This window comes from Lewinellaceae bacterium (assembly GCA_020636105.1).
In the GTDB taxonomy this organism is placed as follows: Bacteria; Bacteroidota; Bacteroidia; order Chitinophagales; family Saprospiraceae; genus BCD1.
Genome location: JACJYL010000001.1, coordinates 1,567,135 through 1,581,570 on the forward strand (window position 1 = coordinate 1,567,135; position 14,436 = coordinate 1,581,570).

Here is a 14,436-nt window from a genome sequence, read left to right on the forward strand (position 1 = left end):
TTATATTCAAACCCTTCTCCGGGAAGTTTGATTATTTCTGCCGATTAGTGAGTCACAATAAATTTACTTTCCACAGGTTTTTGATTTTCCTGTCTAACGAAGACAGAATACAACCCGTCCGGATAGTTGGAAGTATTGATCAATAAAACACTAACAGGGATTTCAACGAACACCATCCTTTCAATAATCTGACCGTAGATGTTGGTTATAAAAACCTCGACCTTTTCTTGCCTGTCAAACCCTTCAAATCCCAAATAGATAATGTCATTGGCAGGATTTGGCGCGAGCTTGATTTTACCATTATTTAAGGTAAGGGTCTCTGGTACTGAACCTTCGGCGACGTCAAAGTGGGTTTCGCTATTTTCCCCGTACTTTTTCATACATTCGATGGTAATGGTACAATAGGTTTCACAGCCGTTAACATCCGTAACCGTAACCCCAAATGTCATAGGGGTTAATCCTGAAATATAGGTTACGGTTTCCGTCCAGAAACCAGCGGTGATGATCCCGTCACAATCAATCAGCGACCAGTCATAAGTATAGGGTCCAAAGCCACCTTCTACTACTACCGTTAACGTATTATTGAAACTCTGGCAGTAAATATAATCAGGCGCATCAGGGAAACTGCAACTAATTTCAGTTTCCAGTAAGGTAATAGTCTGGGTCTCTACTGCTGTATTTCCACAGGCATCCACCGCTTTCCACGTTCTGATAACGATCGTTTTTATTGGAGAAATAACTATGGTGTCAACAGTCATACCAAACTCCAGGTCACTGCAATTGTCAAAAGCGGCAACATCATCTGCAACAGGTAATGGTCCTTCATAACAGTACAATGTCAGATCATCAGGTACAAAGAAGATGCCTGGAGCATCAATATCCTTCGTTTCGAAAGTTAATGTTATACTGGTACTGTTGCCACAAACATCTGTGGCTGTCCAAGTATAATTATATTTTTCGAAATACCCAAGGATCGAACAATCTCCTGAGTTGAGTAACACAATATCCAGTTGAATATCAATGTCATCGGTGCAATTGTCCGTAGCGGTGATGTCGGTAGCGAGGAAGTTCAGATCAATGCAATCAAAGGATAGAAGGTCTCCATCAACGGCACCAGCTAAATCCGGGTGATTGAAACTAATTTGCGGTGCCTCACTATCTTCATTGAAGAAGTACTGTGATTCAGAGGTTGCATTACCACACGCATCGGTTGCTGTCCATGTTCTGACAGTCGTTGACCCACAAGGCCCATTTTCAATCGTTTCCGTAAGGGTGATTTGTGGGGCTGTTCCGGAACATTCGTCATAAGCCGTTACATCGGGTAACTCGCCTGGAAGTCCGCATGCATCATCAGGGACGTCAACTAGCACCGGCCCGGTATTGTCATTGAAATGAATTACCTGGTCAAATGTAGTTGAATTACCACATTCATCCGTTGCCGTCCAAACTCTTACGAGTGGTGTACCATCAGAGCAGAGATCATAGTCTGCATTTTGCGTCACTTCTACAGTCACTTCAGAACAACCATCTTCTGCGGTGAGTTCAGGTAGAGCCTCGTTACAGGAGAGGTAAAGTACAGCAACGGCATTGAGAAATACAGGAGCTTCAGTATCCACTATGTTAACCACATATTGGAGGATTGTATGGTTTCCACACCCATCCTTAGCTTCGATAACCATTTTATACTGCTTCAAATAACCGTCTGTAATGCAATCTCCCTCTGACATCAACTCGTAGGATAGATTTACGAACATTCCGATGGAACAATCATCTGTCAGTTCAATGTAAGACTCAAGGTCAGGTACCAAGGAAGTATTATTGCAATTTGCTTTAAGGAGCACTGTTCCTCCGTCAGGAACGCCATCAAAGGCCTCGTGACTGATGGAAATCGTTGGTCCTGTTTCATCACCAATGATGATCAACTGCACTGCGGTACTCGTGTTGCCACAGTCATCCGTTGCAATCCAATGCCTTTCAATAACATTTCCGTCGTCGCAGGCTTCCATTGGAAACTCAACGAATTCAATAACAACGGTACTACAATGGTCAATGGCTTTGGCTAGACCTGCCGCGGGTATATTGCCGAGGCTCGTACAAACATTCGTCGGAATGAATGTGAATACTGGCGGCGTATTATCAACGGCCAAAATCGTCAGGGAAAATACAGCGCTATTACCACAATCATCGGTTGCAGTCCATGTTGTTATTACCTTGGTGAACCACCCGTCTGCATCGCAATTCCCGCTGTTGAAAATTTGAAAATCATAAGTGACTTCAGGGGAGTAATCGCAATTATCAATTCCAAAGGCTGCTCCTTCATTGAACAGGTAAGTATTCAGGTCGTCACAATCGACGTAGATCACCTGCCCATTGGTATAGCCTTCCATTTCAGGTTCGTGGAAATATATTGTCGGAGGCTCCTCGTCAATCAAATGGATGGTCTGAGTATAAGTAGAAGCGTTTCCACAATAATCAGTAGCGGTCCAGACACGTATAATAAAGACTTCTCCTGCACATTCTCCCGGCAACTCCGAATCGACGAAAGTCAATTCCACATTTGAGCAATTATCAGTGGCTTCCACCATGTCAAAATATGGAATGTCATAACAAGTACCGACAAGATCTCCAGGGGTATTGGTAAATATCGGTGGTGTTTCATCAATAACGGTCATTGTGAATGAATACTCAGCGCTATTACCACACGCATCGGTGGCTATCCACATAAGTTTCCAGCGACTAACGAAACCAAGATAAACGCCATCTTCCACACAACCTTCTTCGACCAAAACTTCCGTCATCGTAATCGTTACGGAGGAACATTCATCAGTAGCTGTCACATCATTTTCATCGAAAATAAATGGATCCCAATCCGGATCAAGAATCTGACATTCTACCGTAATATTACTTCCGTTTGGAATGTTTACCAGATCAGGATGTACAGGCAGAATAACCGGAGGTGTATTATCTGTAACTTTGATATTTTGTACACAAGAGCCTGTATTATTACAATTATCTGTGGCAGTCCAGGTCCTGTGGATCTCAAATTCACCTTCACAGTCTCCATTAACAATCACGTCGGTATAGGTAGCTGCCAGTCCGGAAGTACAATAGTCAGTTACAGTGGGCCATCCACCTGTATTGGAAGGATTTGTAGATGCTGTACATTCAATGGCAATATCTGCAGGACAGGTGAGAACAGGTAGTACATCATCCTCTTGCCAGGTAACCGTTACATAACAAAGCCCGGATTCATTACCACATTGATCAACGGCTTTGTACCTATAGGTTTGCGAATATTCACATCCATTCACAATGATATCAGCATTCCCTACGACTACAACTTCAGCACTGCAGTTATCTGATGCTGTCACAGTACCGTTTTCGATGAGATTCTGAGCTGTTGGAATTGTTCCAGGGTTACATCCCAGGGGTTCAACAATACCACACACTATTTCAGGAGCATCTGTATCTTCTGTCCAGCTTACCATAATATTGCATTGTTCAAGTGCCATATTACCGCAGTCATCAAATGCTGTAAATTTGTAAGTTTGGTTGAAACTGCATTCACTATTTGCAACAGGTGCATCCAATAAAATTATGGTATAATTACAATTATCACTTACAGAAACATAGTTGTCCATAATAAACTGAACACTTGGCAGCGAAGTCGGGTTACATCCCAAATCAAGGGTAGTTTCACCATCACCATTACCACATGTTATTACCGGGGCTTCATCATCTGCTGTTACAGTGAAAGTAGCTGAACAATTCACATCTGGATTACAAAGATCATTCGTTGCTGAAAAATCTATTGTAACACTACCGCCACAAGTAAGCGGTGCTGAGAACTGCGTCAAATCCGTTACCACTGCATCACAGCCAGGGCTCGTCACTATAAATTGATTGCGCCATGAAAGGAAGGCGGCATCTACATCTGCCTGACTCATACAAGAACCTATCGTCATATCGCCTGGGCAACTCACGGCCAAAGCCGGTGCATCTGTTATGGTAAACGTCGCGGAACAATTCACATCTGGATTACAAAGATCATTCGTCGCAGCAAATACTATCGTCACACTTCCTCCACAGATTTGGGGTGCTGAGAACTGCGTCAAATCCGTAAATGTTGGATTACCACAACCAAGGCTCGTTACTACAAACTGATTGCGCCATGCAAGGAACGCGGCATCTACATCAGCCTGGCTCATACAAGAACCTATCGTCATATCGCCTGGACAACTCACGGCCAAAGCGGGTGCTTCTGTTATGGGAAAAGTCGCGGAACAACTCACATCTGGTTGACATGAATCATTCGTTGCAGCATATACTATTGTTACACTTCCTCCACAGGATTGTGGTGGTGCGAACTGCGTCAGGTCCGTTACTGTTGGATTACTACAACCAGAGCTCGTTACTACAAACTGATTGCGCCATACAAGGAAGGCGGCATCTACGTCTGTCTGGCTCATACAAGAACCTATCGTCATATCACCTGGACAACTCACTGCCAAAGCCGGTGCATCTGTTATGGTAAACGTCGCGAAACAATTTACATCTGGATTACAAAGATCATTCGTTGCAGCATATACTATCGTCACACTTCCTCCACAGTTTTGCGGAGCTGCGAACTGCGTCAGATCCGTTACTGTTGGATTGCTACAACCAGAGCTCGTGACTACAAACTGATTGCGCCATGCAAGGAACGCGGCATCTACATCAGCCTGGCTCATACAGGAACCTATCGTCATATCACCTGGACAACTCACTGTCAAAGCAGGTGCATCTGTTACGGTAAACGTCGAGGAACAACTCACGTCTGGTTGACATAGATCATTCGTTGCTGCATATACTATTGTTACACTTCCTCCACAGGATTGCGGTGATAAAAACTGCGTCAGATCCGTAGCTGTTGGGGCACAACCAGAGCTCGTTATCACAAATTTATTGCGCCATGCAAGGAAGGCGGCATCTACGTCTGTCTGGCTCATACAAGAACCTATCGTCATATCGCCTGGACAACTCACTGTCAAAGCTGGTGCATCTGTTACGGTAAACGTCGCGGAACAATTTACATCTGGATTACAAAGATCATTCGTTGCTAAAAAATCTATTGTTACACTTCCTCCACAGATTTGGGGTGGTGCGAACTGCGTCAGATCCGTTACTGTTGGATTACTACAACCAGAGCTCGTTACTACAAACTGATTGCGCCATGCAAGGAAGGCGGCATCTACGTCTGTCTGGCTCATACAGGAACCTATCGTCATATCACCTGGACAACTCACTGCCAAAGCCGGTGCATCTGTTACGGTAAACGTCGCGGAACAACTCACATCTGGTTGACATGAATCATTCGTCGCAGCATATACTATCGTCACACTTCCTCCACAGTTTTGCGGAGCTGCGAACTGCGTCAGATCCGATACTGTTGGAGCAGATCCAGGGCTCGTTACTATAAATTGGTTGCGCCATGCAAGGAAGGCGGCATTTACGTCTGTCTGGCTCAAACAAGAACCTATCGTCAAATCGCCAGGACAACTCACTGCCAAAGCGGGTGCTTCTGTTACTAATATGTGATTTGAAGTCACGCTTCCACAACCAGTTGTATTGGTTACAAAATAGTCACCGGCTGTAGTTACGGTTATGGATGGTGTTGTCGATCCGTCACTCCAGGTTCCTCCATTATTACCAGAAAGGATAACATTATCCCCTGCACATAATATTGTTGAGCCGCCCGCCGAAATTATTGATGCGGTTGGCTCCATTTCTGCGGTGACCATATTATTATGTAAGGAAATAGCGCCTGCAGTGGAAAGACCCCTGCCAAAAAGAGAGGAACCTTCCAATAAGCTGATCGCTCCATTAGCAATTACAGTACCCCTGAAAACTGAAAAATCGCCTAATTCGAATGCTCCATTGACTCGCCAATAAACATTGCATAAAGAGGCTGAATTAATCAAAAAAACGTTTGAGAATGTGCTTGTCGATAAAGCGCCATCTATTATGAAAATAAATATAGCGTTTGGATCACCTTCCCCATCTAAAGTTAAATTTCCATTTAAAGTTGAGGCAGCTCCCAGACAGTAAATATTCGGGGTAAGCACCTGGTTGTTTCCTAATGTAGTTCCCAGAACAGACCCGCAGGTAAGTGTGCTTAATTCGCCAAATGCAATAGCTACATCTATAGCAGCTTGGGCCGAAACAGCATCTGTCACATGGATTTGTCCAATTATTATTCCCGGAGGAAAGTCGTTAAATGCTCCTCCATTTGTGCCAACATCGCCTGTTACCAATGTTGGTCCGGTATTACTAACTTCTCCCGCAGCAGTAAATATGGCAAAACTGGAAGTAGCCCCTAAATTAGGAGCCTGTGCAAAATTTAGAATTGAAATTAAAAGCAATAAAACTGTGGTTAATGCTTTTAGTAAATTTTTTTTCATGATTAAATATTTTAAATTAAGAGGGAATCGAACAAAACATGAAAGAATTGTCTCAATACAAAGTTGTATACTTCTGTGATGTAGAGTGTTATATAATGTTTAAAATAAGTTACATAATTCCCACATATGGGGGAAAAAATTGCGAAATAAGGTGAGTTCGGCCTATGGACTTAAGAGCATGTTGCTCGACAAAAGAATATAGATGCTGAAAGGGTTCGATATTGCACCATTTGGTAGAATAGCGGATCAATCAGATTCTTTGCTCTCCTTTGAAAAATTTGGTTGGTAAATCCTACTAAAGCCAACACATAGTATCGTCAATACGGGTTCCGGGGTTTTCGAAGGCTTGTGGTTCGGAAAAGAAGTCTGCGTAAACGGGTAGGGAATATCCTTAGAAGGATGAATTCAAATCTTCGCAGGCAAGATATGGGTACAGGCAAAAGGTGTCTCCTGGTAGAAGCAAAAAAAAACAGGAGCAGAGCAGTTTTACCTGCCCCGCTCCGTTTCAACCTAAGGATTCAAGAAAATCTATAGCGGAAGGATTTCTCCGCCTTATTATGTAGTTTTACTCTTAATATTTAGCGGGTCATAAAACACTGCATGAGAATTAAGGGCGAAGGGCAACTTCGTCGTTTTTGTCTTTTGCCTGATCGGAATTTTGCTCCCAGCCCAGGAGGCTTTTCACTTTATCGGGAACCAGATCAGCCACAGAACCCTTTCCATAAGAGGAAATTCCGCCGATCAGAATTACATGAAGGGCAACAGTCAAAAAAAATGCTTTGGTCTTATTGATACGGGCGGCTCTTTCGAATTTGTCATTTGTCATGGTCTGATTTTTTTTTCGTATTGGTTAATACGCAATGGACTAAAAACTTGATCCTTAAAACGGGAGAAAAATCTCGATATTTTAATAGATTTGTTAAAATCCTTATAAAAATGTTCAACACTATAATTGCAGCACTAAAACCCTATCAGGCCAAACTTGTCGCCGTTTCCAAAACAAAGTCCGAAAAAGAGATCATGAAGCTGTATGATCAGGGACAAAGGATCTTTGGTGAAAACCGTGTCCAGGAACTTTTACAAAAGACTGAAAACCTTCCGAAAGACATCGAATGGCACGAAATTGGCCATCTTCAGACCAACAAAATCAGCTATATCGCCCCTTTCATTGACACCGTTCACGCCGTGGACAGTTTAAAAGTCCTGAAAGAAATTAACAAAGAGGCGCAAAAACACCTCCGGGTCATCAAATGCTTACTTCAATTCAAAATTGCCCAGGAAGAAACAAAATTCGGGCTTGACGAAGCGGAAGGCAATGCCATTTTGCTTTTCCTTAAAGAAAATCCCATGGAGCATGTTCGCATCGTTGGGGTGATGGGGATGGCTACTTTCACAGATGATATGGAACAAGTAAGGCAGGAGTTCAAAAAGCTTAAGGGCATTTTTGACCAACTCAAGGCAAATTGGTTTGCCGGGGACGAAGCATTTTGTGAAATTTCGATGGGCATGTCAGGCGATTATGAAATTGCCCTGGAGGAGGGAGCTACCATGGTGAGGATCGGTACGCTGCTGTTTGGCGAAAGGGAATAAAACATGAGGCATCCCGAATTTTCAAAAACTGTCTGAAATAGAAATTTTTTGATTATTTGAAGTATTTTTTAAATGTAAAACCTGCCTGCTGACGCAGGAAGGCAGGTGTAAAAGTGAGTGGGCAAAAGGTTTGGGTTTTGGAAAAAAGTCATTTTTTGTCGCAAAACACCTAACCCACGACCCAAACACTTCTAAATTTTGCGGTTACTTGTTTTAAATTTTGCGGTTTATTTCTTTTGTGAAATAAAAATCCCGAATTTAATCTGATTAGATGAAATTCGGGATGACTCATGATTATTATCATTTAAACTCGATTAAAACCTATATCCCATCCCTATCGTAAGGGAAGGCATGGCTTCACCGTTTTCAGATTCGACTCCTAGCCCTACGGAAGTACTCAGCATCAAATGCTCGGTGAAGTTTGCCTGGAATCCCAAAACCCCTCCAAATCCGAAAACGGAATCCTCTCCGGGAGTGGGGAAAGACACCCGTTCATTGCCCTGCTTTAAAACAGATGAAAAATTGGAATAGGACATCCTGGCTCCTACAAAAAACCCTTTTAACCCTTGCCTCGGAAAAAATCTGATTTCAGGTTCAAATTTCAAGGACCGTGTAATGATATCCGAATTCACGGCAATTACCTGATGATCTTTGAGATATCCGATATTGAGATTTAAGCTAAAGTGGTTTCCCATATTGGCCTCCACCGAAGCGTTCGGTCCGAAAAACGTTTCCCCTATATGAGGATAAAAAACGCCCTGGTACCCGAGTCGTACATTACTTTGGGCGAAAACAGTAAAAGAGAGCAGCGAAAAAAGGGTAATTAAAAAAAAGTTTTTCATGATCAGAAGTTTTAGGTGATTTAGTATTTAGTCCGAAAATAAGCGGATTTACCCTTTCTTTCAAAAAAAATTACCGGAATAACAATAGATTAACTGAAACGTTAAGGAAATGAAAAAGAGCAATACGGACGTTTGATAAAATCAAATATCCAACCTTTTTTATCTAAAAGGGGTCTTACGGGTTAGGAAGCATCACAACAAAATTAATTAGAATGAGATACCTCTTTTTTTTCATCTTAGCTGTATTTATTAGCTCCTGTACCAAATTGTCAACGGAAACATTTGTTCCCACGGATACTTTGACCGTGTTCAACGATAATCCCATCATGTTTTGTGGGTTGGAAGTGGGGCAAAAAAGTGCCTATGTATTACTCCAGGGAAACCAATATTTTAATAACCAGGCCAATGATGATTACCAATATCTCCATGATACATTAATCGCAGAAATTGTAGCACAAGATGAAAATGGTTTTTTGGTAAAGGAATACCTGACCCCGGGTTCTGATCCATTACCTGATGGCGTTTATTATATGGCTGATAGTACCTACCAGTACTATTTAAAAACCCACCTCGACTCCATCAAAATTTATCACCCTGAAGCTGAATATGGCATCCTGAGTTTACTCTACTGGCACAACGATCAGACTCTGGCACTTAGCAACTTCACCAACCAGGAGGCAGATATTGTGGGCTGGAAAACTTCCCTTTCTTATTGTGAATGTGATCAAACGGCTTATGACCCTTTTTATGAACTGTTTGGTACCCCCTACGAAAACCTAAACATCTCTATCCTGAATGCTTTCATGCAGGTAGATGGGCCTGGTTCCACCTACATCTATTCTAATTTAAATGGCATGATCCGCACCTCACACTACGGCTGGTGGACACAAAGTGGTTTTGGCTGGGATTTGTTGGGCAGTGAATGATATTTAATGTTGTAAAATAAAGAATCGAAAAAAGAGCCGTGAATACACAAATCGTTTTTATTAAATTATTCGTGCATTCACAGCTCTTGTTGATTTTTAATGGACGGAAATCAATATCCCGGATTCTGTGATAAAACTCCTCCACTCAGATCAATTTCTGATTGAGGAATGGGAAGCAATTCATGTTTACCTTCCACAAAGGCCTTGCCCACTCCCTGCATGACAGCCGCCGCCCGCTGCTGGCGTTGTATATCAAACCAGCGTTGCTGTTCCATCCCCAGTTCGGCTCTTCTTTCGCGCCAGATACGCTGACGGAGGGCGTCTTTACCGGTTTCAGTAATATCAGGCAAAATAAAACTGTTGCTGCCCCGGGCACGGGCCCTCACCTTGTTCAGCAAAACGAGTGCCTCTTCGGGTTTGTTGTTTTCATTCAACGCTTCGGCTGCGATCAACATAACATCGGCATACCTGAGGATTCGGATATTACCCTGTCCGTTTTCCTGGAATCCGGGGTGTGGACCTACCCAGGCTTTTTGGTTGTAGCGTTCGTTGAACAATGCCGGATTATCCTGCACCACAGAAGAGCCGTCGGGCAATATTTCCCCTACGTATAAGACAGTCGCTTCCCTCCTGGGATCCCCTGGCTCATAAGAAGTCACCAGGTTGTCTGAAGGTCTGTTGAATCCCCAGCCCAGGTTCGGGGAACCTCTCACCCCTTGCACCTGGTTGAACTGTGTACTTCCCCCACCCTCTTCATAGGCGGCCACCTGCACTTCAAAAAGGGATTCGCTGCTGTTTTCTCCGATTTGGCGAAAGATCTCAGCATAATTGGGATAGAGCATATACTGGCCGGAATTGATGACTTCCATGGCGTATTTCTCAGCATTTACATAATCTCCCAACGTAAGATAAACTTTGGCCAACATCCCGCGTGCGGCCCCTTTGGTCACTCTGCCGAGATCACTGGAGGAATATTGGGATTTTTCAGGCAACTTATCCACGGCTGCCAATAAATCGGCAATGATAAAATCGTAAACTTCGGTGGCCGTTGCCCGGGTCTGGGAATATTCACTGGATTCCAGGGGGTGGTCAATCAAAGGTACGCCACCAAACCATCGGACGAGATTGAAATACCCATACCCTCTCAGGAATCGGGCCTCATGCAAAAGACGCTCCTTAAGGCCTTCGTCCATTTCAATATCCGGCACATTTTCAAGCACGAGATTGGCTCTGTAGATGAGCCTGTAATATCCTGACCATACACTTAAAAAAGCAGTATTGGAAGCATCAAAGGTGAGGTTATCGACTTCAGTCAAAAAATTGGCATCATTGGGCAGACTCCCCTTGTCGGAATCGTCGGAAATTATATCCGTAAGCCCAATATAAGCGAATACGTGTACATCCCAGTCTCTCAACTGGTTGTAAATAGCATTGGTGGCCCAGAGGGCATGATTTTCGGTCTGAAAATAAGTATCAGAAGAAAGTTCAGCCGGTTTTTTCTTATCCAGGATATCATCCACACAAGAGGAAAATATCAGGAGGACCAAAAGACTTAATATTATTTTTGTAAGTTTCATTTTACTTAATTTAAAGGTGAAGAGGCCACTGTGATCAAAAATCTGCACTTATTCCAAAAGTGTAGGTCTTGGCCAAAGGAAATACTCCCTGATCTACCCCGTTGCTCAATACAGATTCAGAAACGATCTCTGGCGTATAACCGCTGTATTTACTCCAGGTCATCAGGTTGGTGCCACTAACATAAAAACGGATTTTTTTGAATCTCAGTTTTTGGATCAATGCTTCCGGCAAAGTATATCCCAACTGCACATTTCTCAGTTTGATATAGGAGGCGTCTTCGAGGAACCACTCGGATTCCAGGTAGTTGTGTCCACCGTTGGTCACCCTGGGTTCTGTATTGCTCGTACCTTCACCGGTCCAGCGATCCAGGTAAGAAACCTCATAATTATAGGTCCCAAACCGTGCAGCTTTCTTGGCATTGGCCACCATATTTCCCGTTTGTCCGTTGAAATCGATGCTAAAATCAAGGCCTTTATAACTTGCCCCCATGCTAAAGCCGAAAATAAAATCAGGGATGGAACTGCCCAGGTAGGCTTTATCGCCATCTGCCGTGATCACCCCGTCTCCGTTCAGGTCTCTGAATTTAAAATCACCGGGTTTCTCATCCCCGATGGTCGGACTGTTTTCGATCTCCTGCTGATTCTGAAAAATGCCTTCAATTTCATAACCGTAAAATGCGCCGATCGGCAGCCCGGGAATAGTACGGGTAATCCGTTTTCCTCCTACGCCAAGATCACCGCCCAGCAGGAATTCCTTTCCTTCTCCCAGCGACAATACCTCATTGTATACGGTTGAGGCTACCACCCCGAAATTGTAGGAAAAAATTCCGGTTTCTCTCCAGTTTACGGAGATGTCAAATCCGCGATTCAGTACATCCGCGGCATTCAGCACGGGAGGTTCTTCAGCCCCGACGTATTGGGGGATATCTACCCTGATCAGAACGCCGCTGGTGACTTTATTATAAAAATCGACTTCGGTGGTCAGGCGGTTGGCAAAAAAACCGGCTTCCACTCCAGCATTAAACTGACGGGAGGCCTCCCATTTCAAATCGGGATTCGCCAAAGCAAGCAGCGTAGCTCCATAATTGAGCACTTCACCGGTTCCAAAAACAGCATCCTGGCCGGCCGAAACAGTTGCCTGGCTGGGGTACAATCCAAAAATATCGGTTTTATCATTGCCGATGGCTCCGTAACCAGCTCTGAATTTCAAGCGGGAAAACATTTCCGAGGTCGGGAAAAAGGCTTCATTGGATGCGATCCAACCCAAAGAAAAGGAAGGGAAATGGCCGTAACGATTGTTGGCTCCGAACTTTGAAGAACCATCCACCCGGTAATTCACGGTGGCCAGGTAACGGTCGTTCAAACTGTAATTTACCCGCGCCAGGTAAGAGAACAACCCCCAACTGGAAGCCCCGTTGTAATTGGTCTGAAAATCCTGCGGTCCCGCATCCAGGTAAAAAAACTCTTCCGTATCTCCGGGAATATTTTTTCGGGAGCCTCCTAGTGATTCTCCGTAAAATTCCTGCATAGATACTCCTCCCATCACCGAGAGGTTACTGTGTTTATAGGATTTGCTGAAGGTCACCGTATTGTCCCATACGATATTCTTACCCCGGTAAGTGCCAATGGAAATCTGGTTTTCGGGATTCTGCTGACTTGGAGATACATAAAATTCCGGCGTAAACCGTCGGGAATTCAAATAAACCAGGTCAACCCCCAAACTGCTTTTGAAAGTGAAATTTTTGAGGAAATCTATCGTAGCATAAACGTTTCCTGAAAGGCGCTGCTTCTTTTCATTGTTGTTGTTGAATTCAAATTGAGCTTCAGGATTGCCCACAGGGGCCGTATCTGAAAGGTTGCCGCTGGAGTCCCGTGGCGAATAAATAGGATAAGCCCGGTAAGCATTTCCCAAAACACCCGGGTCTCTCACATTGCCACTCAGCATAAAAGATAAATTATGCCCAAAACGAACGTTATCGGTCAACAGGTACTCATTATTCATCCTGAAAGTAAAACGATCGAATTCCGACTGACGTATGATCCCGTTCTGCCGGATATAATTCCCGCTCAGGTTAAAGATCAACTTATCAGAACCTCCGGAGGCACTAAGCTGGTAACTCTGTATCGGAGCCCGTTGAAAAATGACATCCTGCCAATCGGTGCCTTCACCGTATTGCTCAGGGTTATCATAGAGGGGAGAAACCCCTTCATTGACGGCAGTCTCATTCGCCAAAATGGCAAAATCCGTTCCATTGACCAGGTCGATCTTTTTGACCACATCCTGCACTCCGTAATAGGTAGAGAACTGGAAACGGGTTTCAGAATTCGCCTTTCCTTTTTTTGTCGAGACGATGATAACCCCGTTTGCCCCCCTTGAGCCATAAATGGCCGTAGCAGAAGCGTCCTTGAGTACGTCGATGGACTCTACATCATTCATATTCAAAAAACCAATGTCATCCAGGATGACTCCGTCCACAACGTAAATGGGCGATGCAGTATTCAGGGTACCGACTCCCCGGATTCTTACCACAGCATTGGCTCCCGGTTCTCCTGATGAGGGAGTTACCTGCACGCCGGCTACTTTGCCCTGCAATGCCTGGTCAACCGATGTGGTAGGAATTTTTTGAATCTCTTCAGATTTCACCCTTGTAATGGCCCCGGTCACATCACTTTTTCGCTGGATACCGTATCCGACGACGACCACCTCGTCAAGCAATTCCGAAGAAGAGCTCATTATTACGTCGATCAGGGAACGGCCGTTAACCGGAACATTCTGAGTATCGAACCCCAGGTAGGAAAAAACAAGGGTATCGTTGACGGCAATATTTTTCAACTCAAATTTTCCGTCAAAATCGGTGATTGTTCCGTCCCCGGAACTTTTTACTAAAATATTGACCCCATACAATGGCTCACCGTTATCTTCTGTAACGAGACCATTAACTGAAATCATTTGACCAAAAAGGCCTGTCCCTGTGCATAATGCCAAAAGGGAAAATAGTATTCTGTTAAAGATTGAATTTTTCATAAGCAAGTATTTTTAGAGCATAAAAACATCAAAGAT

Annotated in this window: 7 protein-coding genes; 2 read left to right on the plus strand and 5 right to left on the minus strand. The window is 43.8% G+C overall.

Annotated features, from left to right (window positions below):
- Positions 1-44: 44 nt before the first annotated feature.
- Together H6571_05825 and H6571_05830 are read right to left on the minus strand one after the other, a co-directional pair.
- Positions 45-6,440: a DUF3494 domain-containing protein gene (locus H6571_05825; GenBank protein MCB9323243.1), complete on the minus strand. Its 6,396-nt coding sequence runs from the start codon at positions 6,438-6,440 to the stop codon at positions 45-47.
- A gap of 607 nt (positions 6,441-7,047) precedes the next feature.
- Positions 7,048-7,266 carry a hypothetical protein gene (locus H6571_05830; GenBank protein MCB9323244.1) on the minus strand — a complete coding sequence of 73 codons (219 nt, stop codon included), beginning with the start codon at positions 7,264-7,266 and terminating at the stop codon, positions 7,048-7,050.
- 110 nt (positions 7,267-7,376) lie between these two features.
- Here H6571_05830 and H6571_05835 point away from each other — a divergent pair, with 110 nt between their 5' ends.
- Complete coding sequence (locus tag H6571_05835) at positions 7,377-8,030, plus strand: YggS family pyridoxal phosphate-dependent enzyme (protein ID MCB9323245.1); 654 nt, start codon at positions 7,377-7,379, stop codon at positions 8,028-8,030.
- 314 nt (positions 8,031-8,344) lie between these two features.
- Here the strand turns inward: H6571_05835 and H6571_05840 are convergent, their stop codons facing one another.
- The gene (locus H6571_05840; GenBank protein ID MCB9323246.1) at positions 8,345-8,872 is read right to left on the minus strand and encodes a DUF3575 domain-containing protein; all 528 of its coding nucleotides are present in this window, start codon (positions 8,870-8,872) and stop codon (positions 8,345-8,347) included.
- A 212-nt stretch (positions 8,873-9,084) separates the two neighbouring features.
- On the opposite strand from H6571_05840, the gene H6571_05845 reads away from it, so the two are divergent.
- Complete coding sequence (locus H6571_05845; GenBank protein ID MCB9323247.1) at positions 9,085-9,798, plus strand: hypothetical protein; 714 nt, start codon at positions 9,085-9,087, stop codon at positions 9,796-9,798.
- 110 nt (positions 9,799-9,908) lie between these two features.
- On the opposite strand, the gene H6571_05850 is transcribed toward H6571_05845, so the two are convergent.
- Together H6571_05850 and H6571_05855 are read right to left on the minus strand one after the other, a co-directional pair.
- Positions 9,909-11,375, minus strand: coding sequence for a RagB/SusD family nutrient uptake outer membrane protein (locus tag H6571_05850; protein ID MCB9323248.1), 1,467 nt, complete (start codon positions 11,373-11,375; stop codon positions 9,909-9,911).
- 34 nt (positions 11,376-11,409) lie between these two features.
- Positions 11,410-14,400, minus strand: coding sequence for a TonB-dependent receptor (locus tag H6571_05855; GenBank protein MCB9323249.1), 2,991 nt, complete (start codon positions 14,398-14,400; stop codon positions 11,410-11,412).
- Positions 14,401-14,436: the final 36 nt, after the last annotated feature.